Here is a 23,647-nt window from a genome sequence, read left to right on the forward strand (position 1 = left end):
CGCTAGCGTGAAGCCATGTACGCCACCCGAGTCACCCGGCATGTGCAGGCGCCCCCGGAGGCCGTCTACCGGGCCCTGCTCGATCCGGACGCGCTGGCGGCCTGGCGGGTCCCGGCCGGCATGACCGCGCGCGTGCACGCCTTCGAGGCCCGGGAGGGAGGGGAGTTCCGCGTCTCCCTCACCTACGACGACGGGGGCGGCACCGGAAAGTCCGGCGGCCACACCGACACCTACCGCGGCCACTTCGCCCGGCTCGTGCCCGACGCCCTGGTCGTCGAGGTGTTCGCCTTCGAGTCCGGCGACGACGCCCTGCGGTCCACGATGACCCTGACGACGAAGCTCACGGCGAGCGGTGGCGGCACGGACGTGGAGATGCTGCACGAGGGCGTCCCCGACGCCGTACCCCGCGAGGACAACGAGCTGGGCACCCGTATGGCCCTCGACAACCTCGCCCGGCTCGTCGGTGAAGGGCGGTCACCCGAAGCGGAATGACCGAAAGAGCGGCGAAACCCGGCCGGTTTGCGTCCGAACCTTTTCGAGTTTCCACCTTCCGGGCATTGAGTGCCAAGAAAGCGGAAAGAAGCGGAACCGGAGCGCGGAAAGCACGGTCTTACGGACCGTCGACGACCGAACGGTGCAGGTCGCGAGGAAAACGGGGGAAACGAGAAAGATGTCCGTCCGCAGTCGCAAGTCCCTCCTCACCGCAGTGGCCCTCACCGTCGGCCTCAGCCTGGCCGCCGTGACGCCCGCCCTCGCGGGCGCCGGCGCGAACCGCACCGCCCGCGCCGGGGCGGTGTCCACCGCCCAGGGCGACCCGCGCGACGTCACGCAGCACGTGGCCGACTTCTACGCGGCCGACGTCGACTCCGCCCGGGCCACCGACGACCCGTCCGCCGCCACCGGCACCAAGGCCCTGCGTGGCTTCTACCTCTCCTCCGCCGCCCGCGCGAAGGTGGCCGCCTACGAGAAGAGGCAGCACACCCTCACCTGGAGCGACGGGCCGCACGCGCGGGTCACCGGCATCGACGTCCTGTCCGACCTCAAGACCCTCGAGATCACGGACCTCAAGCCGGTCCGCTGACCCGGAGGACGGGGCGTGCGGTCCCGCCCCGCCCCACTCGGGGCGGGGCTCACGCCCGCGGTACTCTCAGGCGTGTCCGCGCGGACGGTAGGGCCGGGGCAGCGGCAGCCCGCGGTCGGCCATCAACTGCCGTACGCGATTCGGGTAGTCGGTGATGACGCCGTCGACGCCCGCGTCCATCAGCGCGGCCACGGTCGGCATGTCGTCGCAGGTCCAGGGGACCACCTTCAGCCCGCGTGCGTGTGCCTCGGCGACCATCGCCTCGTCGGCGTAGAAACGGAACCCGGGGTCGCCGACCTTGCCGTTCTGCGGGAAGCCGTAGTTGGGGGAGAGCGTCGTGACGCCCGGGACTGTCGCGGCCGCCCGGACGAAGTCCCCGCCGTAGTCGTCCGCGTCGATCCCGCCGAGCCACGGGGACGCGCCGTCCATGCCGACCTGGAGGAAGTCGTAGTTGGTCAGCGCCACCAGCGGCCACCGGGGCGCCAGTCGGTGCATCGCCTTCAGCGCGCCCCAGTCGAACGACTGGATGGTGACCTGCCGTTCGATGCCCGAACGGTGGATCTCCTCGTACACCCGCCGGACGAACACCTCGCGCGGCGCGGTCTGTTCGGGCGCCCCCGCCTCGACCTTGGTCTCGATGTTCAGCTTCAGCCGGTCGGCGTGGTAGCTCCTGACCAGATTCAGGACATCCCGCAGCTCCGCCATGCGGAAGCCCTCGACGACCTCCTGCTCCGGGAAGCCCGGGAGTTGCCGGTACCCGCAGTCCAGCGTCTTGATCTGAGCCAGCGTCAGATCCTTGATGTACTTCCCGACGTACGGGTACAGCCGATCGCCGGGCGTGACGGGGCCCGTGTCCGCGCACTTGACGCCGCTGATCTGCCGGTCGTGGTTGACGACGACCTTGAGATCCTTGGTGATCTGGGTGTCCAGCTCCAGCGTGGACACCCCGAGCCGCATGGCCTTGGCGAAGCCCTCGAGGGACTCCTCGGTCGTCATGCCGATGCCGCCGCGGTGGGCCTGGAGGTCGAAGCGGTGCGGGTGCGGGCCGCCCGGTGCCGCGTGGGCGGTGGCCGGGAGCAGGAGCGCCGGCGTCAGGGCCAGGCCGGCGAACATGTTGCGCAGGGACAGCGGAAGTCGCACGGGGTCTCCCTGTTCTGGGGGCGCCGGTGATTCTCGCAACGGCCGCGCCGGGCGGGCCACCCCGGGGACTGAACATTGGCGCAAAGGGAGTTGAACGTCCGGCCGGCCGGCGACCGCGCACGGCGACCGGCCGGCCCGGGGTGCCGGCGGGTCCTGGCGAGCCGGGTCAGCCGGCCGGCTTTCCGGCCTCCGTGCCGGCGCCGTGCCGGGCGGTGTCGCCGCCGCCGACGCGGCCGTGATGGCGGCGCCGCTCGACCGGTGTGCGGTGCACGGCGATGAGCGCGGCGTCGTCGTTGAGCCGGCCGCCGACGTGGTCGAGCAGGTCGCGCCGCAGGTGGTGCATCAGCGCCTCGGGGCTGTCGTCGGTCCAGCGCGCGACGCGCTCGGCGAGCGGGTAGAACCTGCCGCGCGTGTCCCGGGCCTCCACCACACCGTCCGTGTAGAGCAGGAGCGTGTCACCGGGTTCGAAGGAGAACGCGTCGAGAGTGTGCTCGGCGTCCGCGTGCACACCGAGCGGCGGTGACGGATGCAGGCTCGGGACGTTGACGACGTGGCCGGGACTCAACAGCAGGGGCGGCGGATGACCGCAGCTGGTCATCCGGGTGACCGGATCGTGGTCCGGGATCTCCACGAGCAGCGCGGTGGCGAACCGCTCGCCCGCCTCCTCCGGTGGCTCCAGGTCGGCCGCGTACCGGCTGACGCTCTGGTCCAGGCTGGTGGCGAGCTCCGCCAGCGGGACGTGTCGGTGCGCGCTCTCCCGGAAGGAACTGAGCAGCAGGGCGGCCTCCCCGATGGCGGGCAGCCCCTTGCCCCGGACGTCGCCGATCAGGACGCGGACGGCGCCGTCGCTGACGGTCGCCGCGTAGAGGTCGCCGCCGATCTGCGCCTCGTCCTCGGCGGCCAGGTACAGGGAGGCGATCCGCAGCGGGCCGATCTGCTCGGGCAGCGGCCACATCAGCACGTGCTGCGCGGCCTCGGCGACCGTGCGCACCTGGGCCAGCTGGGCCTGCCGGCGCTCGCGCAGCGCGCTGTAGATGACGCAGAGCACGGACAGCACCGCGAGGGTGATGATCTGCACGATGTGGTTCGTCGTGTAGAGCCCGCCGTGCGTGACGCCGATGAGGATCTGTGCGCCCGTGGCCAGCGCGCCGATGCCCGCCGTGGTCCAGGGGCCGGCGAAGGACGGGGTGATCGCGGGCGCGATCACCAGGGTCGGGCCGAGGTGGACGTCGGTGGGCGCGTGGATGTCGACGACGGTGATGACCACGATGAGCGTGATCGGGAGCAGGATCAGGGCGTGCGACGACTGCCATGGCTGCCGCGCGCCGGCACCCCCGATCCGGGATCTCATGCCTACAGCGTGCCCCTGGGCGGAGCGGGCGGCCACTCGCCGTCCGCGGGTGACGCCGCACACGACGCAGGGCACACGGGAGGAGGTGACCGCCCTGATCGCGACGGCCGCCCTCGTCGGCTCCCACCCGGCCGGCGCCGTCGCCACCCGGATGGCCGTCGGCTCCGGCACCGCCGGCTCGTGGCTCGCCGACCCGGCCTCCTCGGACAACGCCTCCGCCGCCCTCGCCGGACCGGTCACGGGCCGCCCCGTCGGCATCCTGATCATCCTGGTGATGCGGGGCCACGCCCCCGGCTTCCTCCACGGCCACGTCCGCACGGCCTGCACCGCCCGTGGCCCGCGGTTCTCTCCGCTCGGGCCGACGACGGGACCGCTTCGCGCGTGACCCGTGTCGGTCCGGACGCCCCGGGTACCCGGAGGGCCCCCGGCGCCGATCCGGCCGCCCGGGGTGGAGTGCGCCGCGATGGGAGAGGTCATGACGCACAACGGGGAGGACACCGCGCCCGCCCGGCGACCCGAGGCCACGGGGCTGCACCTCGCCACGGACGGGCAGGACCCGGCTGCCCCGGCGCTGCCGGAGCCGTCAACCCTGCCGGAGGACCGCAGCCAGGCGATCCTGGAGGCCACCAAACAGATCGGTGCCCTCCTCAAACGCGCGGGCCACCCCTTCGCCCTGGCCGGCAGCGTCGCCGTGTACGCCCACGGCGGCAGCCGCTACCTCCAGCACGACGCCGACTTCGCCATCCTCCCCGAGGACGCCGAGGCGGTCGCCGGTACGCTCCGCGAGGCGGGCCTCGCCGTACGGATCCCGCCCGAGGACTGGCTGCTGAAGACCACCTGCCACGGGCAGAACGTCGACGTCATCTTCGCCCTCGCGCACCAGCCCGTCACCAAGGACATGCTCGACCGGGCCCATGTCCTGCCGGTCGACTCGGTGCTCATGCCCGTGCTCTGTCCGACCGACCTGATCCACAGCCTGATCAGCGCCTTCTCGGAGCACTACTGCGATTTCGGGTCGGTGCTGCCGGTGGCCCGGGCGGTCCGGGAGAAGGTCGACTGGGACGTGGTGCGCGAGGAGTGCGGGGACCAGCCGATGCCGGCCGCCTTCCTCTTCCTCCTCGAACGGCTGAACGTGATCGATCCCCAGGAAGGGCAGTCATGACCGACGCAAGCGCCTCGCCCCCGACGGGCGCGGCCAACCTGGACTACCGCGTCGCCCACCTCGCCGAACACCTGGCCGCCGGGCCGCTCGGGGAACTCGGCGTACGGGTGGAGCTGCGCGGCGACGCCGTCCTGCTCACCGGCACCGTGCCGTCCACCCAGTGCCGCGACGAGATCCTGGACAAGGCGCGCGAGGAACTGGCGGGACACCCGGTCCACAGCGACATGCTCATCGCCGGGACCTCCTCGCCCGACCACGGGGAGGACCTCACATGATCCGCGTAGCGGCCGTCGGGGACATCCACATGGGCCCCGAGAGCCAGGGGACCCTGCGGCCCTCCTTCGACACGCTGCCCGAGTGCGCCGACGTCCTGCTGCTCGCCGGGGACCTCACCCGGCACGGCACCCCGGAGGAGGCGGCCGTCGTCGCCCGGGAGATCGAGGGCCTCGCGGTGCCGGTCGTCGCCGTCCTCGGCAACCACGACCACCACGACGAACGGCCCGAGGAGGTCACCGCCGTCCTCCGGGACGCCGGCGCGCACGTACTGGAGGGGGAGGCCGTCGTCGTCACCGCCGGCGGGGCACGGATCGGGGTGGCCGGGACCAAGGGCTTCGGCGGCGGTTTCGTCGGCCGCTGCGCCGGGGAGTTCGGCGAACCGCTCATGAAGGAGTTCGTCCGCTACACCCGCAGGAGCGCCGACGCCCTGCACGGCGCCCTGAAGGACCTGGGCGACTGCGACGTGCGGATCGCGCTGACCCACTTCGCGCCCGTACCGGACACACTGGCGGGGGAACCGCTGGAGATCTACCCGTTCCTCGGCAGCTATCTGCTCGCGGAGGCCATCGACACCGGCGGCGCCGACCTCGCGGTGCACGGTCACGCCCACGCGGGCACCGAGCACGGCATGACCAGCGGCGGCGTCCGGGTGCGCAATGTGGCCCAGCCGGTGATCGGGCAGGCCTTCCACGTCTACCACCTGCCGGGCGGCCCGGACCGGCAGCAGGCCTGAACCGAGCCGGACGGTACGACGGTCAGGCGGCCGTGCCCAGAGCCGACCGCCCGGCCACGTCGCCGTCCTTCGCGGCCAGCGCCATCGGCACCGGGCCACCGCGCCGGCGCACCAGCAGGCCCGCGCCGATCGACCCGGCGATGAGCAGACCGCCGGCGACCAGGGCACCGCGCGCCCCGGCCCACTCCATCAGCAGGCCCAGCAGCGGCGGGCCGCCCAGGCCCCACACCGTGCCGATGCTGCTCCACACCCCGAGCACCCGGCCCCGCAGATGCGCGGGCGGATCGGTCTGCAGAACGGCCGTACCGGCGGTGTCGGAGACGGACTCGACCACCGCCATCGGCAGCACCAGCACCAGCAGGACGACGAGTGACGGGGACAGTCCCGCGACGACCTGGAGCAGCGCGCCCGCCGCGGCGAGCAGACCCACGGTCCGCACCGACGGCTTGTGCAGCCGGGCCCCGAGGACCGCGCCGAGGATGCCCCCGACCGCCAGCACGGTGGACACGGTGCCGAAGGCTCCCGCGCCACCGGCGAGCGGGCCGGTCACCAGGACGGCCAGGGTCAGGCCGTAGTTGCGGCCGAAGACCGAGCTGATGCCGGTGATGCCCGCGAGCGCGACCAGCCGGGGCCGGCGCGCGAAGAAGGTGAGGCCCTCCCGGACGCTCATCTCCGCGCGCCCCGGAGCGGCGGGGGCCTCGGCCACCGGTTCCCGCGCCGCGGCGCCGGGTGCCGGGCGCAGGAACGGGACGACCGCCGCCACGAAGAGGAACGAGAGCCCGTTGGCCGCGTAGGCGGCGGCGGTGCCGAGGAAACCGACGGTCACCCCCGCGAGGGCGGTGCCGGTCAGCCGGCCCGCGCTGTGCACCAGCGAGCCGACGCCGATCGCGGACGGCACGTCCGCCACGGGCACGAGATCGTTGCCGAGCAGGGCGCACGCCGGTCCGTCGACGGTGGCGACGACGCCGGTCACGGCGGCCAGCACCAGCAGCGCCGGCATGTCGATCCGGTCCAGCGCCACCAGCAGCGCGGTGGCGAAGGCGACCGCGCCGAGCAGCGCCTGGCTCACCGCGACCGTCAGCCTGCGGTGCCAGCGGTCCACGGCCGCGCCGCCCAGCAGGCTGACGAACAGCGCGGGCGCCGCCTGCACGGACATCGACAGGCCGGTCGCCGCCGCGGAACCGGTGATCTGGAGCACGAGCAGGTTCTGCACCGTGAGCTGCACCCAGGTGCCGGCGTTGGAGACGAAGTTCGCCGCCGACCACCAGCGCATGCTGCGGTGTCTCAGGGACCGCCACGGCGAACGCGAGACGGCGGCACGGGAAGCGGGTGTGGGCGGGGAAGAGGAAGCAGACACGGCGGGGTACTCGACAACCGGGGTCGGGAGAGTGACCGGAGAACCCCGTCGGGCCGGCTGCACCGCGCGGCCAGGGTGCTTGGTCAGGGCGTCGACCATGGTGGCAGACGGGCCGGGCGGGCTGTCGGCGGCACCCCTGGCCGGGAACCCGTACGCACCGCCAAACCCCGCTGCGCACCTGCCGGTTGGAAGCCGCCGTGTGCTTCCTCACAGGCTCCCGCACCCGGCTACGGCGGCGCCGCGGACGGCCTGCGGCCGGGCGCGACACCGCCTCGCGCGCCCGGCTACCGGTTGATGGCGCGCATCCCCGCCTCGTCGTACCGCTGGCCCGCCACCTCGGGCAGCTCCGCGTCGATGCGGGCCAGGTCCTCCTTGGTCAGCTCGATGCCGGCCGCGCCGGCGTTCTGCTCCAGGTAGCTGCGGCGCTTGGTGCCCGGGATCGGCACCAGGTTCTCGCCCTGGGCCAGCACCCAGGCGATCGCCAGCTGGGCCGGGGTCACGTCCTTCTCGGCGGCGATCTCCTTGACCTTCTCCGCCAGCCGCAGGTTCGCGTCCAGGTTGGTGTCGGTGAAGCGGGGGTTGTTGCGGCGGAAGTCGTTCTCGTCCAGCTCGTCGGGAGAGCTGAAGCGGCCCGCGAGGAACCCGCGGCCGAGCGGCGAGTACGGCACGAAGCCGATGCCGAGCTCCCGGCACGCGGGCAGCACCTCGGCCTCCACGTCCCGCGACCACAGCGAGTACTCGCTCTGCACGGCGGTGACCGGGTGCACTGCGTGGGCGCGCCGGACGGTGTCCGCGCTCGCCTCGCTCAGCCCGATGTGCCGCACCTTGCCCTCGGCGACCAGCTCGGCCAGGGCGCCGACCGTCTCCTCGATGGGCACGTTCGGGTCGACCCGGTGCTGGTAGTACAGGTCGATGTAGTCGGTGCCCAGGCGCTCCAGCGAGCCGTGGACCGAGCTGCGGACGTGCTCGGCCGAGCCGTCCTGCCGGCCGATCGTGCTCATGTCGCCGGGTACGGCGTCGTCCATCCGGTAGTTGAACTTCGTCGCGATCACGTATTGGTCGCGGTGTCCCCGAACCGCCTCGCCGACCAGCGACTCGTTGGTGAGCGGGCCGTAGAGCTGCGCGGTGTCGAGGAAGTCGATGCCGAGTTCCAGGGCGCGACGGATGGTGGCGACGCCCTCCTCCTGGTCGGTGGAGCCGTAGAAGGCGGACATGCCCATGCATCCGAGGCCGATGGCCGATACCTGGAGGTCCCGCAGACTGCGCTTCTGCATGTGTGGTCCCAGCCTTTCGTGCACGCTCGTGCGTCGTTCTCCGGGGGCGCGAGGGTCCTCTTTCCATCCGACGACGGATCGCGGTACCCGGCATCCCGTGGGGTGTGCCGGGTACCGCGGGCCCACACGCTGACTGCGACGCTACGAGCTGGAGCGCGCTCGAAGTCAAGGCGTGCCGTGCGCGGGACTACGCGTCGAGCCGCACCGGCAGCTCGAACAGGTCGTTCTGCGTGACGACCGGCTTGTTGCGCAGCTCGGCCGCCGGCACCGCCAGTTCCAGGCCGGGGAAGCGGGCGTACAGCGCGGGCAGCGCCACGCCCGCCTCCAGCCGCGACAGGGCGGCGCCCGGGCACACGTGCGGCCCGTGCCCGAAGGAGATGTGCCGGCCGCCCGTCGTGCGGGTGATGTCGAACTCCCCGGCGGTCGGGCCGTGCGCGTGCTCGTCACGGCCGATCGCGCCGTACGACACGATGAGCGCGTCCCCGGCCGGGATCACCTTGTCACCGACCGGTACGTCCTCCGTGGCGAAGCGGATCAGGACGTGGGAGGTGGGGGTGGAGAAGCGCAGGGTCTCCTCGACGACCGCCGACCAGTCGGCCTCGCCGGACAGCACCAGGGCGCGCTGGTCGGGGTGGGTGGAGAGGTTGACGACCGCGTTGACGATCAGGGAGATCGTCGTCTCGTGCCCCGCCGCGACCATCAGCTGGAGCGTGGAGACGATCTCCTCGTCGGTGAGGTGGTCGCCGTCCTCGGAGGCCAGGATCAGCGCGCTGGTCAGGTCGTCGCCGGGCTCGGCCCGCTTGGCCGCCACCGTCTCGGCCATGATCCGCGCCAGCTCGGTGAGGGTGGCGACGACCTCCGCCGGCGGGGTCTGCGTGGAGAAGAACTTCTCGAACAGCACCTTCAGCCGGGGCAGCCGCGCCTCCTCGATGCCCATGAGGTCGGCGATGACGTACATCGGCAGCGGGTAGGCGAAGGCCGCCTTGAGGTCGACGGTGCCGCCCCCCGTGGGCAGCGCGTCGAGCAGGTCCTGGGTCAGCTTCTCGATGCGCTCGCGCATCCGCTCCACCCGGCGGGGGGTCAGCGCCTGCGCGACCAGCGTGCGCATCCGGCGGTGGTCGGCGCCGTCCACGGTGAGCATGGAGCGGCCCGGGTTGGCGAGGCCGATCAGCGGCCAGTCGGCGGGTATCTCGCCGCGCCGCCAGGCACCCCACACGGTGATGTCCTTCACCAGCCGCGGGTCGGTGAGCAGCGCCCGGGCCTCGGCGTGGTGGGTGACGGCCCACACGGGGACGCCGCCCGGCAGCTCGACGGCGGCGAGCGGGCCGGCCGCGCGCAGCGCCGCGCTCTCGCCGTCCAGGTCGGTGACGAAGGGGTCCAGGGCGATCCGGGGTGCTTCGGTACCGGTCGTCATCGTGACGTGCCTCCCAGGGCAGGGTCGGGGTACGGCGCCGGTTTCCGGGGGACGGTCCCCGAGAACCCCGGCGGAACAGCGCGCGGCCGGGGCGCCGCGGGATCAGCGGGCGGGTACGGGCGTGAAGCGGACGGGCAGCCCGGTCAGTCCCCGGAGCCAGGGCGAGGGCCTGCGGCCCAGCGACTCGGCCGGCACCGCCAGGTCGATGTCCGGCAGCCGGTCCAGTACGACCTCGATGCCGGTCCGCGCGATGACCTCGGCGATCTCCTGCGCGGGGAACGGGCAGCGGTGCTCGCCGTGACCGAAGGAGAAGTGCGCGCTGTTGCCCCCGGTCAGCGCGGACGCGTCGGTGCGCACCTGCGGATCGGAGTTGGCGCCCTGGAGGCCGAGCAGCAGCAGGTCACCGGCCCGCACGCGGCGGCCGCCGAGGTGGGTGTCGCGGGCGGCCCAGCGGCCGGCCACGTTCTGGGTCGGCGTGTCCTCCCACAGCACCTCGTTCATCGCCTCGGCGACGCTGTTGCGCCCGCCGAACAGCGAGGCCGCGAACCGGGTGTCGGTCAGCATCAGCCGCAGCGAGTTGCCGATCCAGTCGGCGGTCGGCTGGTGTCCGGCCGCCATCATCACCATCAGGTCCTGCGCGATCTCCTCGTCGCTGAACCCGCTGTCGTCGGCGAGCATCCGGGAGACCACGTCGGCGGCGGGCTCCTTCTTCCGGTCGGCGAGCAACTGCCCCATGGACGTGGCGAGATGCGCCTGCCCCGCGAGGGCGCGCTCGCGGCCGTCGATCATGTCGTTGAGGGCGGTGACCAGACCCGGGCCGTCCTCGTCGGGGAAGCCGTACAGCCGGGCCAGGACACGGACCGGCAGCAGCATCGCGTACTGCGCGACCAGGTCGGCCTCGCCAGCGCCGCACAGTGAGTCGATCAGTTCGTCCGCGAACCGCTCGGCGTGGCGCCGCAGTTCGAACGGGTCCACGGCCTCCAGGGCGTTGCTGACCATGGCCGCGCGCTGCCGGTGCCGTTCGCCGACCGTGTAGAGGATCGACGGCTGCCTGCGGCCGATCATCGGCAGCAGCGGCCAGTCGGCCGGGATGTTGTCCCACTGGTTCCACAGGTCGGAGTCCCGGCTGAAGAGCACCGGGTCGCCGGTGACCTGGTGCAGTTCCCGGTAGCCCAGCACCAGCCAGGCCGGGACGTCACCGTCGAGGGCCACCGGCACCACGGATCCGTGGTCGCGCCGCATCTCGCGGTACAGGGTGGCGGGTTCGGTCTGGAAGCGGGGGCCGCCGAGCGGTACGGCGTCGGGGGTGGTCACACGAACTCCTGTCGGGGCAGGCCCGCCCGCGCGGACGGGTCGGCGTACCGGTTCTTCACGTGCTGCACCAGCGTGATCAGGACCTGCTTGCCGGACTCTCGGGAGCGTGCGTCGCAGTCGATCAGCGGCACGTGCGGGTCCAGGTCGAGGGCCTCGCGGACGTCCTCGCCGGCCCGTACGGTGCCACCGAAGTCGTTGCACGCCACGATGAACGGCGTGCCGTGGTGCTCCAGCCGGTCGATGGCGTACCAGGAGTCGTCGATGCGGCGGGTGTCGACCAGCACGACGGCACCGAGCGTGCCGGAGAACAGCCGGTCCCACAGGAACCAGAACCGCTGCTGGCCCGGCGCCCCGAACAGGTACAGCACGTTGTGCGCGTCCAGGCTGATCCGGCCGAAGTCGAAGGCCACCGTGGTGGCCGACTTGCCCCGCACCTGGCCGATGTCGTCGACCGACTCGCCGGCCTGCGTCATCGTCTCCTCGGTGTTGAGGGGGCGGATCTCGCTGACGGAGCGGACCAGGGTGGTCTTGCCGACGCCGAAGCCGCCCACGACGACGATCTTGAGACCGTTGTCGGCGGAGGCACCCAACGGGGTGCGGGCGTCAGAGGTTGCGGAGTCCAACGAGCACCTGCTCCAGGATGTCGGGGTCGGTAATGGCCGGCCGGCGGGGATGACGGGCGCTCACACGGCCCGCCGCCAGCAGGTCGCACAGCAGCACCTTGGTGATGCTCACCGGCAGCCGCAGTTCGGCGGCGATCTCCACCACCGAGGTGGGGAAACGGGCCGTCTCGAGGATCGCCACGTGCTCCGACTGCATGCCGGCCGCCGGGTCCGACTCGGCGACCACGAGGGTGACCAGGTCGAAGGGGCTGTCCGGACCGGTCCGGCTGCGCCCCTGGGTGATGGTGTAGAGACGGTCGGGCGCGTCGTCCCTGCCCGGACGGCTCATGACGTCCGGGGCGGAGCGGTCAGGTGCTCGCCGAGCTGCTCCACCAGTTCGCTCATGGTGTGCCCGACGACCCCGGCGTCCGCGTCCTCCGAGGTGACGACGGCCAGGTGGGCGCCCGCGCCGGCTTCGACGATGAACAGCACGCCGCCGTAGAACTCCGCCATCGCCGATCGCACGCCGCCGCTGCCGTCGCCGAACTCCGCGGAGGCTCCGTGCGACAGCGACTGGATGCCGGCGGCGATCGCGGCCAGCTGGTCGGCCTGGTCCACGCTCAACTCGGGGGTACGGCACAGTTTCAGCCCGTCCCGGGAGAGCACGAGCGCGTGCCGGGCGCCGGGCGTCCTCTCCAGCAGGCCCTCCAGGAGCCAGGTGAGCTTGTCGTCGGCGGTGGTCGGGCCGGTCATGGAGTGGTGTCGCCTTCCGGGTGCGCGTGCGGGTGGGAGGAAGCGGGTGCGGTGTCCGCGCCGGTGGCGGCGAGGCCCTGCGGAGAGCCGGGCGCCCGGCCGTCGTGCACGCGGCCGTCGTGCGTCGCGGTCCCGGCGTCGTCCGCGAAGCGGCCGTCGCGGGCCGGTTCCTCGGGGGAGCCGGCGGTACGGCCGCCGGGTGCCGGGGGCAGCGGGTCGTCGGTGCCGTGGTCGCCCGGCGCGGGAACGACCGTGCCGGTCCCGCCGGTGTCCGCCGGCGGTCGTACGGCCTCGCGGAAGCTGCTGAAGCGGGCCGCCCGCGCCTTGCCCTCGTCGCCGCCGGGCGCGGGACGGCTGCCGCCCGCCCGGGGCGAACGGGAGCGCTCGGCCTCGGCCAGCGTGCGGCCCCGGCGCCGCTTGGGCAGCCCGGCCGTGCCCTCCCGCGGCTCGGGCGCGGCTGCCTCGTGGACCGGCGGGACCTCCACGGCGGCCGGCGCCTCGGCGGGCGCGGGGGCGGCCGGTTCGGGTGCGGCCGGGCCGGCGAGGATGTCCTGCGGGACGAGCATCAGTACCCCGGTGCCGCCGCGCGCGGACGGCCGGAAGGAGACCTTGAGGCCGTGCTTGCGGGCCAGCCGGCCGACCACGGCGAGGCCGAGCCGGGTTCCGGTCAGACCGCCCAGCTCCGAGACGTCACCGGTGACCGCACGCTCGGCGCGGCGCAGCTGCACGTCCCCCATCACCAGACCGCTGTCCTCGACGGACACGATGACGCCGGCCGGCACCTCCTCCACGTACACGTGGACCTCGGCGGTCGGCGGTGAGAAGTTCGCCGCGTTGTCGAGGAGTTCGGCGAGCGCGTGCATCACGCCCTCGGCCGCGTGTCCGGCCACGGCGACCCCGCTGACCGAGTGCACCCGCACCCTGCGGTAGCCGGCGATCCGGCCCATCGAGCCGCGCAGGATCGACTCCATGCCGATCGGCCGCGCCCACCTGCGGCCCGAACGCGCACCCGTGAGCACGGCGATGGAGTCCGCGAGCCGGCCCGCCTGGGCGGTGCGGTGGTCGAGGTGGAGGAGGTCGGCGAGGACCTCCTCGTCGGTGTGCCGGTCCTCCATGGCCCGCAGGTCGGCGAGCGTGGCCGTGGCCAGGGCCTGCATCCGGCCGGCGGCGTTGGAGGTCGCGGACACGGCGGCGTCGCGTTCCCGCCCGGCCTTCTCCAGCTCGCCCGTGAGCCGGGCGTTCTCCTGGCGCAGCCGTTCCGTCTCGCGTGCGCCCTCCTGCTCCAGCCGGTCCCGTTCGGTCGCGAAGGACTCGGTGAACTCGGCTCGTTGCTCGGCGAGTTCGTCGATGAGGCGCTGCTGCTCCTGGCGAGTCTCCGCGGTCGCGCGGGCCTGCTGCTGGAGCAGCCGCCCGAGGTCCTGGGTCACGCTCTCCAGCCGGCCCCGGGTGTCCCGACCGGCCCGCAGGGCGTGGGCCGCCGTGGCCACCGCCAGGCCGAGCAGGACCGCGGCGGCGCCGCCGCCCCAGGCGAGCGGAGTGCGCACACCGCCCGGTGCCGCCACCACGGCCGCGCAGACCACGAGCGCCGACAGGGCACCGGTCGCGGCGAGGGCGCTGATGAACGTACGGAGGGAAGGGCGGTCGCCGGGAGGGGTGGGCGCGGTCATCGTCCGGTCGGGTCCTCGCGCAGAAACGGGCAGGCTGGGGGGCTGGGCAGGAGACGTTCAGAGGGTGAGAGATGCCACACGACGGTGAACTCGCGGTCACTATACGAGAGTTCGTGATCGAAACTGAAAGGAATCGTGCACGTTCCACGAACGTGGACCGTCATACCGGGCGAAGGTGACCCCCTGCGGTGCGCCTCCGTCCGGGGGATCTTTCCGCCCTCGGGCGGCCGAAGGGGGCGATGCGGGTGACGTCGGCACGTCGAGCGGTGGTCAAGGACCGCGGACGGTGTGTCCCTGTGGCGCCGCCCACCCCGTCAATGTGATGGTTTTCGCACGTCGACACATGCGGACACCCCCTAGGGTGGCCGCGAGATACGGCCAGGCGTGGCTGACACCAGGGTGTTCGTCGCCGGCAGGCAGCTGCTGAAGGGAATCCAGGATGTTCCGCAAGGTGCTGGTCGCCAATCGTGGAGAGATCGCGATCCGCGCGTTCCGGGCGGGCTACGAACTCGGCGCGCGTACGGTCGCCGTGTTCCCGCACGAGGACCGCAACTCGCTGCACCGGCTCAAGGCCGACGAGGCGTACGAGATCGGGGAGCCGGGGCACCCGGTGCGGGCGTACCTCTCCGTCGAGGAGATCGTGGCCGCCGCCCGCCGGGCCGGCGCCGACGCCGTCTACCCCGGTTACGGCTTCCTGTCCGAGAACCCCGAACTGGCGCGCGCCTGCGAGGACGCCGGCATCACGTTCGTCGGGCCCAGCGCGCAGACGCTGGAGCTGACCGGCAACAAGGCGCGCGCGGTCGCCGCCGCCCGCGCCGCGGGCGTACCCGTGCTCGGTTCCTCCCAGCCCTCCAACGACGTCGACGAACTGGTACGGGCCGCCGAGGAGATCGGCTTCCCCGTCTTCGTCAAGGCGGTCGCGGGCGGTGGCGGCCGTGGTATGCGCCGCGTGGAGGCCCCCGATCAGCTGCGCGAGTCCATCGAGGCCGCCTCCCGGGAGGCCGCGTCCGCGTTCGGCGACCCGACCGTCTTCCTGGAGAAGGCCGTCGTCGACCCGCGCCACATCGAGGTGCAGATCCTCGCCGACGGCGAGGGCGAGGTCATCCACCTGTTCGAGCGGGACTGCTCGCTCCAGCGCCGCCACCAGAAGGTCATCGAGCTGGCGCCCGCCCCCAACCTCGACCCCGCGCTGCGGGACCGGATCTGCGCCGACGCCGTCCGCTTCGCCCGCGAGATCGGCTACCGCAACGCGGGCACCGTGGAGTTCCTGCTCGACCGCGACGGCAACCACGTCTTCATCGAGATGAACCCGCGCATCCAGGTCGAGCACACCGTCACCGAAGAGGTCACGGACGTCGACCTGGTCCAGGCCCAGCTGCGGATCGCCTCCGGCGAGACCCTCGCCGACCTCGGCCTCGCCCAGGACCGGATCACCCTGCGCGGCGCCGCCCTCCAGTGCCGCATCACCACCGAGGACCCGGCCAACGGATTCCGCCCGGACACCGGCCGGATCAGCGCCTACCGCTCGCCGGGCGGCTCCGGCATCCGCCTCGACGGCGGCACCACGCACGCCGGCACGGAGATCAGCGCCCACTTCGACTCCATGCTCGTCAAGCTGACCTGTCGGGGCCGGGACTTCCATGCGGCGATCGGCCGGGCGCGGCGCGCGGTCGCCGAGTTCCGCATCCGCGGTGTGGCCACCAACATCCCGTTCCTCCAGGCGGTCCTGGACGACCCCGACTTCCAGGCCGGCCGGGTGACCACCTCCTTCATCGAGGAGCGCCCCCACCTGCTCACCGCCCGGTCCTCCGCCGACCGGGGCACCAAGCTGCTGACCTACCTCGCCGACGTGACGGTGAACAAGCCGCACGGCGAGCGGCCCGACCTGCTCGACCCACTGACCAAGCTGCCCCCGCTGCCGCAGGCCGAGCCGCCCGCCGGGTCGCGCCAACGCCTCGTGCAGCTGGGCCCGGAGGGCTTCGCGCGGCACCTGCGCGAGTCGCCGACCATCGGCGTCACCGACACCACCTTCCGCGACGCCCACCAGTCCCTGCTCGCCACCCGTGTGCGCACCAAGGACCTCCTCGCCGTCGCGCCGGTCGTCGCCCAGACCCTGCCGCAGCTGCTGTCCCTGGAGTGCTGGGGCGGCGCCACCTACGACGTCGCGCTGCGCTTCCTCGCCGAGGACCCCTGGGAGCGGCTGGCCGCCCTCCGCGAGGCCGTGCCCAACATCTGTCTCCAGATGCTGCTGCGCGGCCGCAACACCGTCGGCTACACGCCGTACCCCACGGAGGTCACCGACGCCTTCGTGCAGGAGGCCGCCGCCACCGGCATCGACATCTTCCGCATCTTCGACGCCCTCAACGACGTCGGCCAGATGCGCCCCGCCATCCAGGCCGTGCGCGAGACGGGCACCGCGATCGCCGAGGTCGCCCTCTGCTACACCGCCGACCTGAGCGACCCCGCCGAGCGGCTGTACACCCTCGACTACTACCTGCGCCTCGCCGAACAGATCGTCGAGGCCGGCGCCCACGTCCTCGCCGTCAAGGACATGGCCGGACTGCTGCGCGCCCCCGCCGCCGCCAAGCTCGTCTCGGCGCTGCGCCGGGAGTTCGACCTGCCGGTGCACCTGCACACCCACGACACCGCCGGCGGCCAGCTCGCCACCTACCTCGCCGCGATCCAGGCGGGTGCCGACGCCGTCGACGGCGCGGTGGCGTCCATGGCGGGCACCACCTCCCAGCCGTCGCTGTCGGCGATCGTCGCGGCCACCGACCACTCCGAACGGCCCACCGGACTCGACCTCCAGGCCGTCGGTGACCTGGAGCCCTACTGGGAGGGCGTGCGGAAGATCTACGCCCCGTTCGAGGCGGGGCTCGCCTCCCCGACCGGGCGCGTCTACCACCACGAGATCCCCGGCGGCCAGCTGTCCAACCTGCGCACCCAGGCGGTCGCGCTCGGCCTCGGCGACCGCTTCGAGGACATCGAGGCGATGTACGCGGCCGCCGACCGGATCCTGGGCCACCTGGTGAAGGTCACCCCGTCCTCCAAGGTGGTCGGCGACCTCGCGCTGCACCTGGTCGGCGCCGGCGTCTCCCCGGCGGACTTCGAGGCGACCCCCGACCGGTTCGACATCCCCGACTCGGTGATCGGCTTCCTCCGCGGCGAGCTGGGCACCCCGCCCGGCGGCTGGCCCGAGCCGTTCCGCACCAAGGCGCTCCAGGGCCGTACCGCCGCCAAGCCGGCCCCCGAACTGTCCACCGAGGACCGGGAGGGACTGGCGAAGGACCGCCGGACCACCCTCAACCGGCTGCTGTTCCCCGCGCCGACACGGGAGTTCGAGACGCACCGCCAGTCCTTCGGCGACACCAGCGTCCTCGACAGCAAGGCCTTCTTCTACGGCCTGCGCCAGGCCAAGGAGTACGCCGTCGACCTGGAGCCCGGTGTCCGGCTGCTGATCGAGCTGCAGGCGGTCGGCGAGGCCGACGAGCGCGGTATGCGGACGGTCATGTCCACGCTCAACGGTCAGCTCCGGCCGATTCAGGTACGTGACCGGGCCGCCGCCTCCGACGTGCCGGTGACGGAGAAGGCCGACCGGTCGAACCCGGGCCATGTCGCGGCCCCCTTCGCCGGTGTGGTGACGCTCGCCGTGACCGAGGGCGACGAGGTCGCCGCCGGTGCCACGATCGCCACCATCGAGGCGATGAAGATGGAGGCCACGATCACCGCTCCGAAGGCGGGCCGGGTGTCCCGGCTGGCCATCAACCGGATCCAGCAGGTGGAGGGCGGCGACCTGCTGGCGGAGATCGGCTGACACGCGCGCGGGGCGGAGACCGCTCGTGACGCCGCTCGCCGCGGCCGGAACGTTCCGGCCGCGGCGAGCGGCGTCGGGCTGCGGGCGGCTGCGCGCCCTTCGGCGTGTCAGTCCCAGAGCGGATAGGTCATGACCTGCTTGTAGCCTTCCGGCCGGGCGTCGGCGTAGGTGAGGCTCATCCGCGTGAAGTGCTGGACGTTCGGGTCCTTCTTCCAGGCCTGCGGACGGTCCAGGCGCACGGTCACCTGGTAGTAGCGGAAGGTGCCCGCCGCGCAGTACGGCTTGCAGTCGTTGACCATGTTCACGCCCACGGCCATGGCGCCCTCGGCGTTCCAGTGCTTCCACTGGAGGCCGGACAGCCGGCTGTTGCCGTCACCGCAGGCGAGGATGAAGTCCACCGGGCGGTAGTCGCGCCGCCACTGGCAGTCGACGAGCACGGGCGCCTGGGACACGGCCTTCGGTCCCGCGGTGGTCACCGGACTCGCCGTGGCCGTCGTCATGGCCGCCGTGAGCAGCGTTCCCGCCGCGAGGGTGATCGCCGTTCCCACCAGTGATCCGCGCATGTCCGCTCCCGCCGTCGTGCTGTGTCGGACGCCACATTGACGCTACGACCGTACGCCCGAATGCACCAATCGCGCAGGTCGGACCGTGTGTCAGCCGTGGGAGACGGTCAGCCCGTAGAACGCGACCCGGGCTCCCTTCGTGGTGCTGTCCGAGGAGGACTGGTTGTAGGAACCGGCCTTGAAGTACTGCTTGTAGGGCTTGAACGACGACGGGATGCCGTAGTGCGTGGTCGTGCCGTTCACGGTCAGGTCGACGGTGTTACCGCCCGAGACGGCGATGGTGTAGCTCCAGGTCTTGCCGACGGACACATGGCCGACGGTGTGCGGGGTCTGCCCGCCCGACGGCGAGTTCTCGGTGCCGAGGACGATGTCGCCGTTCGCGTGGTAGTAGAGCTCCAGCAGCGGCTTGGTGGAGGAGCCGCCCGAGCCCAGGTGGATCTGGCCGACGCACACGTTCTTGGTCACGGACACCACCCGCAGCGTCGCGCTCATGCGGTGGGAGCCGGCGAGCGCCCAGTCGGCGGCCGAGCCGTCGCGGTTCATCTCGCGCAACTCGGAGCGGGCGTAGTTCGAGTTCGGGGTGGTGACGCCCTTCTCGGGCGCCCAGAAGGTCATCGCACCGTCACGGGTGTCGGTGGAGAAGTAGGCGTCCTGGTAGCCGTTCGGGCCCTGGAGCCGTGAGGACGGGACGGTGGTGGGCCTGCCGGGGGAGCCGACGGGCTCCTGGAGCTGCCAGACCGACAGGTCGAAGTTGCCACCGGGGGCGACGTGCGGATCGGCCGCGTCGGCGGCGCCGGTGCCGAGCGCGGTGAGGGCCAGGGCGAGCGCCGCGGTGACGCTCGCCGTGAGGAGCCGGGGTCGGGTCATGTGGGGGTCCCTTCGTCGGACCGGGATGCGTTCAGCATGATGAACACTGAACGCATCCTTGGTCACCGGTGACCCGAGAAGTTAAAGGTCTGAACCAGGCACGTCAAGAGGTTCAGCAGGCTCCCTCGTCCTGCCAGGGCCCCCATTCGGCGGCGCCGGGCGTCTCGTTCTGGGTCCACCACTTGGCCTTCCAGTTGTGCTTGGCGTACGAGACCTCGTTGCCGGCCGTGTACACCGCGGACGCGTTCCAGGCCGTCTTGCAGGACGTCGGCGTCGGGGTGGGGGTGGGAGTGGGAGTGGGTGTACCGGTGGGCGGGGTGACCCCGGCGAACTTCACCGAGTACTTGGCGAAGTCCCAGGAGTTCTGGGTCACGCTGGAGCACGTGCCCGAGGTGCGGCCGCCGTTGTCGGCCGGGGTGCACTGCCGGTCGCGGTTGAGCGACCAGAAGGTGAACCGGTCCATGTGGTGGCTCGTCGCGTAGTCGAGCACGGTCTGGAAGTCCGCCTGGCTGAAGTACTCGCCCGTGTCGCTGCGGCCGTTCATGCCGGAGAAGCCCTCGTGGGCGTACGCGGTGGCCTCGTCCCAGCCGAAGGTGGACCGCAGGATCGCGTTGAAGTTCGTCAGCGCGCTCGTCTGGCTCGCCGCCCCGTTGAAGCCGCCGTCGAACGGCATGATGGAGAAGTTGTTCGGGGTGAACCCCTGCGACTTGGCCTCCAGCAGCATCTGCTTGCCGAACCAGCCGGTGCCGTCCGCCGTGCCGGCCGTGGTCACGGACACGTACAGTCCGGGGTTGTTCTGCTGGAGGATCTTCGCGGCGCCGATCTCGTTCCGGACGGCCGCGGTGTTCTCGTACTCCGGCTCCTCCAGGTCGAAGTCGATGGCGTGCAGCCCGTACTTGGTGATGACCTGCTGGTAGGCCGCCGCCGTGGACGCGGCGTCGGAGCAGGCCTGGCCGAGCTTGGTGCCGCCGTAGCCGCCGATGGAGACGGAGACGTCGCCGCCCTTGGCCCGGATGGTGTCGATCACCGACTGCACGGCCGTGTCCGAGGAGACCGGTGCCGTGCCGCCCCAGGTGGGCGTGCAGCCCCCGCCGTTCGGGGCGAGGACGAAGGCCAGCTGGAAGGCCTTGAGGCCGGTCGCGTCCATGATCGCGGCCGGGTCCGGCGGGTCGTTGTCCAGCGGCATCAGGTACGGGGCGGCGGCGTACCAGCGGTTGCCGAGCGCGCTCGTCGCGCCCGAGGCGTTGCTCGCGACCAGGGCGGTCGTGCCCGCGGCGGCGAGCGTGACGGCCGCGGCCGCGCCCAGACATGCCCGAAGACGTCTCACTGCGTGCCTCCAGAGGGTGGGGTGGGGGAGAGCCCCTGAGCGGGGGAGCCCCACCCTCTGGGAGGTGTTGCGGTCACGTCAATGAGTTGGACTAGACCAACTCGCTCTTTGGACTAGACCATACGATCTCTTTACCTCCCGCCGACCAGCCGTACGGTGAAGTCCCGGTCCAGCGGCCGGCTCGGCGTCGTGACCGTCGTGACGCGGCTGCCCGAGTCGTAGGACCAAGCGGTGCGCGGGAGTTGACGGCCCTCGAGCAGGACGCGTGCGGGTGCGGAGCCGCCGTGCACCGTGAACCGGTACGTCCGCGCGTCCACCTTGCCCGCGTAGTCGCCCCGGCTCGCGCCTACCCGCACGGTCGTCCCCCGGGCGTCCGCGCGCACCGACACCCGCTGCGTGGCGGCGGCGCCCTTGGCGAAGTCGCGGGTCACGCCGTCGTCCTCGTACAGCGTGTAGCGGCTCGTGCCGTGGGCGGCCGGGTACAGGTCCCAGTCCAGCTCGTGCCGGTCGCGGTTCTGCCAACTCGTCGTCCCCTTCGGCCACATGGGCACGACGGCGCCCTCGCGGACGAAGAGCGGGAGCGTGTCCAGCGGGGCGTGGTAGCCGTTCAGCGTGGTCGGCCCGCGGTAGGTGCGGCCGGTCCAGTAGTCGGTCCAGGTGCCCTTCGGCAGGTAGATGCCGTCGCGGGTGCCGGAGTCCTGGTAGACGGGTGCGACGAGGAAGTCGGGGCCGGACAGGAACTCGTACTTCGCCTGTCCGCCCAGGGTGTCCGGGTCGCCCGGGTACTCCAGCCAGAGCGGTCGCACCGCGCCCACGCCCGTTCTCGCCGCCTGGGCCGACAGGGTGTACATGTACGGCAGCAGGCGTTCCTTGAGCTGGAGGTACTTGCGGTTGATCGAGGTGTACGGCTCCCCGTCCAGCCAGGGCTGCTGATCGGCGGGCTTGCCCGTGGTGATGTCGCTCGCCCATCCGTCCATGGTCATGACGGCCGGCAGGAAGGCCTTCCACTGGAGGTCACGGGTGTACATCTTGGCGTCGTGGCGGTAGATGCTGCCCACGTCACCGGTGTTGTAGGCGATGCCGGACATGGTCGCCCCGGCGTAGGTCGGGATCTGCCAGCGGATGTAGTCCCAGGACAGCTTTTGGTCGCCGGACCACAGCACCCCGCAGCGCTGGGCGCCCGCCCAGGACACCGGCAGCCACACGAAGCCGCGGGCGTCGCTGTTGTCCTCGATGCCCTTCTTGGCCGCGTCGCAGGCGTCCAGCGCGAACTCGTAGCCGTTGCCGACCCAGGCCACGTCCAGCTTGGCCACCCGCTGGCCGGCCTTGACCTGGTCGGCGAGCCTGCCGATGCCGTCCTGAGTCCACAGGCCGAGCTGGGCGTGGTGGTCCGCGAGGCCCTTGGCGGTCTGCTCCAGGTTCTCGTAGCCGCAGCCGTAGCCGTCGTTGACCAGCATCCAGCCGAGCGGCATGTCGTGCTCGGTGTAACCGTCGGCGACCTTCAGCGCGTCCAGGGTGTGCCGCTCGCCCCGGTTGGCGTTGTGCAGATAGCAGTCGGAATCGCCGGGTTCGAGGCCGTAGACCGGCGGCATGAAGGGCCTGCCCGTCAACGCCGTGTACTTCCCGATCACTTGCTTGGCGTTCCCGAGGAAGTAGTAGGCGTCCAGACGGCGTTCCTGCTGACCGGTGGTGACCGGCGAGCCGAAGGTGTACACGCCCGGCGCGAAGGTGTTGCGGAAGACGCCGTAGCCCGCGCTGGAGAGGTAGAAGGGCTGGGAGTTGTTGTAGCCGCCCTCGTTCCAGTCGAAGCTGTTCGCCACGTACATCGTCCGTCCGCGGTGCGCGAAGCTGCCGTTCTGCTCCCCGCCCCCGAAGAACTGCTCGTCCGCGCCCCGCGCGAGGCTCTGCCGCATGCCGCCGGTCGACCAGCGCAGCGGCTTGTCCTCCTGCCAGATCCGGGTACGGTCGTCGGGCTTGTACAGGCCGAACCGCAGCGGCTTCTTGTACACCCGCAGGACGGCGTCCGGGGAGCGGATGCCGTAGTAGTCGCCCGCGTCGAAGGACGAGGTGCGCCGTTCGGGCTCCGGCCGCTCGCGCACGATGGCGGTCCCGGCCGGATCGCTCAGCGAGCCCGACGGGTCGGCCTGGAGGCGCAGCCTGCCTCCCTTCAGGAAGTCCGCACGGGCCGTGAGGCCGCCCGCGCCGATGGTGTAGCTGCCGTCACGGCCCGAGAAGGACGTCAGGTCACCGGCGTCCGTGGTCGCGGGCAGGTAGGCGGTGCCGGTGAAGGAGTCGTCGTGCACGTCGTACGGGACGACGACCACGTGGTACGTGCCCGACGCCCGCGGGATCACCGTGGCCTCCGGGTCGGCGGTGCCGGCGCTGGACGCCACCTGCTTGCCGTGGTCGTCGTAGACGTAGAGGTCGAAGTCGGCCGAGGGCCTGTCCCACTCGACCGACAGCGGGACGCCGCCCTCGGGGTTGTCGTCCCAGTAGCCGTCCGGCACCGAGACGGTCAGGTCGAAGCGGTCGCAGACCTTGTTCTCGGGGTCGGCGGCGGCGTCGGGGCAGCTCTCGGTGCCGCCGCCGGTGCCCTTGGCGTAGACCGGGCTGCGCCAGCCGACGCTGCTGTGGGCCGGATCCAGTAGGGCTCCCGAAGCGGTGGCGGCGGCCTCGGCGGGCACCGGGCCGGCCAGCACGGTCGCGGCCAGGGCGGTCGCCAGCCCCAGCGGCACCCAGGCCGGCCACGGCACACGATGTCGGAGTCTTCGCACGGCGGAACAGCTCCCCTCGCACCCTTGCGGATTGTCTGTCCTTGGAGAAGATGCTCGGAAGAGCTTGAAATCGCCGTCATTCGAGCAACTTCACGCACGAAGCCTCAGGGTTGACGCAGGTTCATGTCAATACCGTGACCGGCTCGGCGCATCCGGGCTCCGGTCCGGCGCGGTGCCG

The 23,647-nt window shown here is 72.3% G+C and carries 21 protein-coding genes; 7 read left to right on the forward strand and 14 right to left on the reverse strand.

The features are described from left to right. The first annotated feature begins 15 nt into the window (after window positions 1-15). Window positions 16-492, forward strand: coding sequence for an SRPBCC domain-containing protein (locus tag ACF08B_RS03885; protein WP_392315900.1), 477 nt, complete (start codon window positions 16-18; stop codon window positions 490-492). A gap of 178 nt (window positions 493-670) precedes the next feature. Next, window positions 671-1,081 (forward strand): hypothetical protein, encoded by a 411-nt coding sequence (locus tag ACF08B_RS03890; protein WP_392315901.1) that lies wholly within the window; start codon window positions 671-673, stop codon window positions 1,079-1,081. Window positions 1,082-1,147: 66 nt separating this feature from the next. Here the strand turns inward: ACF08B_RS03890 and ACF08B_RS03895 are convergent, their stop codons facing one another. Continuing rightward, entirely contained in the window at window positions 1,148-2,209 is a 1,062-nt protein-coding gene (locus tag ACF08B_RS03895; protein WP_392316037.1) for a glycerophosphodiester phosphodiesterase family protein, read from the reverse strand. A 178-nt stretch (window positions 2,210-2,387) separates the two neighbouring features. Continuing rightward, window positions 2,388-3,572 (reverse strand): PP2C family protein-serine/threonine phosphatase, encoded by a 1,185-nt coding sequence (locus ACF08B_RS03900; protein ID WP_392315902.1) that lies wholly within the window; start codon window positions 3,570-3,572, stop codon window positions 2,388-2,390. 85 nt (window positions 3,573-3,657) lie between these two features. Here ACF08B_RS03900 and ACF08B_RS03905 point away from each other — a divergent pair, with 85 nt between their 5' ends. The 4 genes from ACF08B_RS03905 (at window position 3,658) to ACF08B_RS03920 (ending at window position 5,743) form a co-directional block, all read left to right on the forward strand. Next, entirely contained in the window at window positions 3,658-3,957 is a 300-nt protein-coding gene (locus tag ACF08B_RS03905; protein WP_392315903.1) for a hypothetical protein, read from the forward strand. Window positions 3,958-4,047: 90 nt separating this feature from the next. Then, window positions 4,048-4,734 (forward strand): hypothetical protein, encoded by a 687-nt coding sequence (locus ACF08B_RS03910; RefSeq protein ID WP_392315904.1) that lies wholly within the window; start codon window positions 4,048-4,050, stop codon window positions 4,732-4,734. Beyond that, window positions 4,731-5,009, forward strand: coding sequence for a BON domain-containing protein (locus tag ACF08B_RS03915; RefSeq protein ID WP_392315905.1), 279 nt, complete (start codon window positions 4,731-4,733; stop codon window positions 5,007-5,009). The genes ACF08B_RS03910 and ACF08B_RS03915 overlap by 4 nt, the downstream gene beginning before the upstream one ends. Next, window positions 5,006-5,743, forward strand: coding sequence for a metallophosphoesterase (locus ACF08B_RS03920; RefSeq protein ID WP_093698366.1), 738 nt, complete (start codon window positions 5,006-5,008; stop codon window positions 5,741-5,743). The genes ACF08B_RS03915 and ACF08B_RS03920 overlap by 4 nt, the downstream gene beginning before the upstream one ends. A gap of 22 nt (window positions 5,744-5,765) precedes the next feature. Here the strand turns inward: ACF08B_RS03920 and ACF08B_RS03925 are convergent, their stop codons facing one another. The 8 genes from ACF08B_RS03925 to ACF08B_RS03960 form a co-directional block, all read right to left on the reverse strand. After that, window positions 5,766-7,016, reverse strand: a complete 1,251-nt coding sequence (locus tag ACF08B_RS03925; protein ID WP_392315906.1) for an MFS transporter — start codon at window positions 7,014-7,016, stop codon at window positions 5,766-5,768. Window positions 7,017-7,384: 368 nt separating this feature from the next. Further along, window positions 7,385-8,374 carry an aldo/keto reductase gene (locus ACF08B_RS03930; protein ID WP_392315907.1) on the reverse strand — a complete coding sequence of 330 codons (990 nt, stop codon included), beginning with the start codon at window positions 8,372-8,374 and terminating at the stop codon, window positions 7,385-7,387. A 187-nt stretch (window positions 8,375-8,561) separates the two neighbouring features. Further along, window positions 8,562-9,788: a cytochrome P450 gene (locus tag ACF08B_RS03935; RefSeq protein WP_093472426.1), complete on the reverse strand. Its 1,227-nt coding sequence runs from the start codon at window positions 9,786-9,788 to the stop codon at window positions 8,562-8,564. 102 nt (window positions 9,789-9,890) lie between these two features. Next, complete coding sequence (locus tag ACF08B_RS03940; RefSeq protein ID WP_392315908.1) at window positions 9,891-11,102, reverse strand: cytochrome P450; 1,212 nt, start codon at window positions 11,100-11,102, stop codon at window positions 9,891-9,893. Beyond that, a complete protein-coding gene (locus tag ACF08B_RS03945) occupies window positions 11,099-11,725 on the reverse strand; it encodes an ATP/GTP-binding protein (protein WP_392315909.1) in 627 nt (208 codons plus the stop codon). Before ACF08B_RS03945 ends, ACF08B_RS03940 begins: the two co-directional genes overlap by 4 nt. Next, window positions 11,706-12,053 (reverse strand): DUF742 domain-containing protein, encoded by a 348-nt coding sequence (locus ACF08B_RS03950; protein WP_093472421.1) that lies wholly within the window; start codon window positions 12,051-12,053, stop codon window positions 11,706-11,708. The genes ACF08B_RS03945 and ACF08B_RS03950 overlap by 20 nt, the downstream gene beginning before the upstream one ends. Continuing rightward, window positions 12,050-12,457: a roadblock/LC7 domain-containing protein gene (locus ACF08B_RS03955; RefSeq protein ID WP_073890801.1), complete on the reverse strand. Its 408-nt coding sequence runs from the start codon at window positions 12,455-12,457 to the stop codon at window positions 12,050-12,052. The genes ACF08B_RS03950 and ACF08B_RS03955 overlap by 4 nt, the downstream gene beginning before the upstream one ends. Beyond that, window positions 12,454-14,124, reverse strand: a complete 1,671-nt coding sequence (locus tag ACF08B_RS03960) for an ATP-binding protein (protein ID WP_392315910.1) — start codon at window positions 14,122-14,124, stop codon at window positions 12,454-12,456. The genes ACF08B_RS03955 and ACF08B_RS03960 overlap by 4 nt, the downstream gene beginning before the upstream one ends. A gap of 439 nt (window positions 14,125-14,563) precedes the next feature. Here ACF08B_RS03960 and ACF08B_RS03965 point away from each other — a divergent pair, with 439 nt between their 5' ends. Beyond that, the gene (locus ACF08B_RS03965; RefSeq protein ID WP_392315911.1) at window positions 14,564-17,938 is read left to right on the forward strand and encodes a pyruvate carboxylase; all 3,375 of its coding nucleotides are present in this window, start codon (window positions 14,564-14,566) and stop codon (window positions 17,936-17,938) included. A gap of 107 nt (window positions 17,939-18,045) precedes the next feature. Here the strand turns inward: ACF08B_RS03965 and ACF08B_RS03970 are convergent, their stop codons facing one another. From ACF08B_RS03970 to ACF08B_RS03985, 4 genes are all read right to left on the reverse strand, one after another. Then, window positions 18,046-18,501, reverse strand: coding sequence for a hypothetical protein (locus ACF08B_RS03970; RefSeq protein ID WP_392315912.1), 456 nt, complete (start codon window positions 18,499-18,501; stop codon window positions 18,046-18,048). A 90-nt stretch (window positions 18,502-18,591) separates the two neighbouring features. Beyond that, the gene (locus ACF08B_RS03975; RefSeq protein ID WP_392315913.1) at window positions 18,592-19,368 is read right to left on the reverse strand and encodes a polysaccharide lyase family 7 protein; all 777 of its coding nucleotides are present in this window, start codon (window positions 19,366-19,368) and stop codon (window positions 18,592-18,594) included. 112 nt (window positions 19,369-19,480) lie between these two features. Then, entirely contained in the window at window positions 19,481-20,695 is a 1,215-nt protein-coding gene (locus tag ACF08B_RS03980) for a chitinase (RefSeq protein WP_392315914.1), read from the reverse strand. A 131-nt stretch (window positions 20,696-20,826) separates the two neighbouring features. Continuing rightward, window positions 20,827-22,998, reverse strand: a complete 2,172-nt coding sequence (locus ACF08B_RS03985; RefSeq protein ID WP_392316038.1) for a TIM-barrel domain-containing protein — start codon at window positions 22,996-22,998, stop codon at window positions 20,827-20,829. Between the last annotated feature and the right edge of the window lie 649 nt (window positions 22,999-23,647).

Source organism: Streptomyces sp. NPDC015139 (assembly GCF_043079785.1).
In the GTDB taxonomy this organism is placed as follows: Bacteria; Actinomycetota; Actinomycetes; order Streptomycetales; family Streptomycetaceae; genus Streptomyces; species Streptomyces albidocamelliae.

Coding starts and splice junctions, on each gene's coding strand:
- ACF08B_RS03885 (WP_392315900.1), top strand. CDS start 16: ATGTACGCCACCCGAGTCACCCGGCATGTGCAGGCGCCCCCGGAGGCC.
- ACF08B_RS03890 (WP_392315901.1), top strand. CDS start 671: ATGTCCGTCCGCAGTCGCAAGTCCCTCCTCACCGCAGTGGCCCTCACC.
- ACF08B_RS03900 (WP_392315902.1), bottom strand. CDS start 3,572: ATGAGATCCCGGATCGGGGGTGCCGGCGCGCGGCAGCCATGGCAGTCG.
- ACF08B_RS03910 (WP_392315904.1), top strand. CDS start 4,048: ATGACGCACAACGGGGAGGACACCGCGCCCGCCCGGCGACCCGAGGCC.
- ACF08B_RS03915 (WP_392315905.1), top strand. CDS start 4,731: ATGACCGACGCAAGCGCCTCGCCCCCGACGGGCGCGGCCAACCTGGAC.
- ACF08B_RS03920 (WP_093698366.1), top strand. CDS start 5,006: ATGATCCGCGTAGCGGCCGTCGGGGACATCCACATGGGCCCCGAGAGC.
- ACF08B_RS03925 (WP_392315906.1), bottom strand. CDS start 7,016: ATGCGCTGGTGGTCGGCGGCGAACTTCGTCTCCAACGCCGGCACCTGG.
- ACF08B_RS03930 (WP_392315907.1), bottom strand. CDS start 8,374: ATGCAGAAGCGCAGTCTGCGGGACCTCCAGGTATCGGCCATCGGCCTC.
- ACF08B_RS03935 (WP_093472426.1), bottom strand. CDS start 9,788: ATGACGACCGGTACCGAAGCACCCCGGATCGCCCTGGACCCCTTCGTC.
- ACF08B_RS03950 (WP_093472421.1), bottom strand. CDS start 12,053: ATGAGCCGTCCGGGCAGGGACGACGCGCCCGACCGTCTCTACACCATC.
- ACF08B_RS03955 (WP_073890801.1), bottom strand. CDS start 12,457: ATGACCGGCCCGACCACCGCCGACGACAAGCTCACCTGGCTCCTGGAG.
- ACF08B_RS03960 (WP_392315910.1), bottom strand. CDS start 14,124: ATGACCGCGCCCACCCCTCCCGGCGACCGCCCTTCCCTCCGTACGTTC.
- ACF08B_RS03965 (WP_392315911.1), top strand. CDS start 14,564: ATGTTCCGCAAGGTGCTGGTCGCCAATCGTGGAGAGATCGCGATCCGC.
- ACF08B_RS03970 (WP_392315912.1), bottom strand. CDS start 18,501: ATGCGCGGATCACTGGTGGGAACGGCGATCACCCTCGCGGCGGGAACG.
- ACF08B_RS03975 (WP_392315913.1), bottom strand. CDS start 19,368: ATGACCCGACCCCGGCTCCTCACGGCGAGCGTCACCGCGGCGCTCGCC.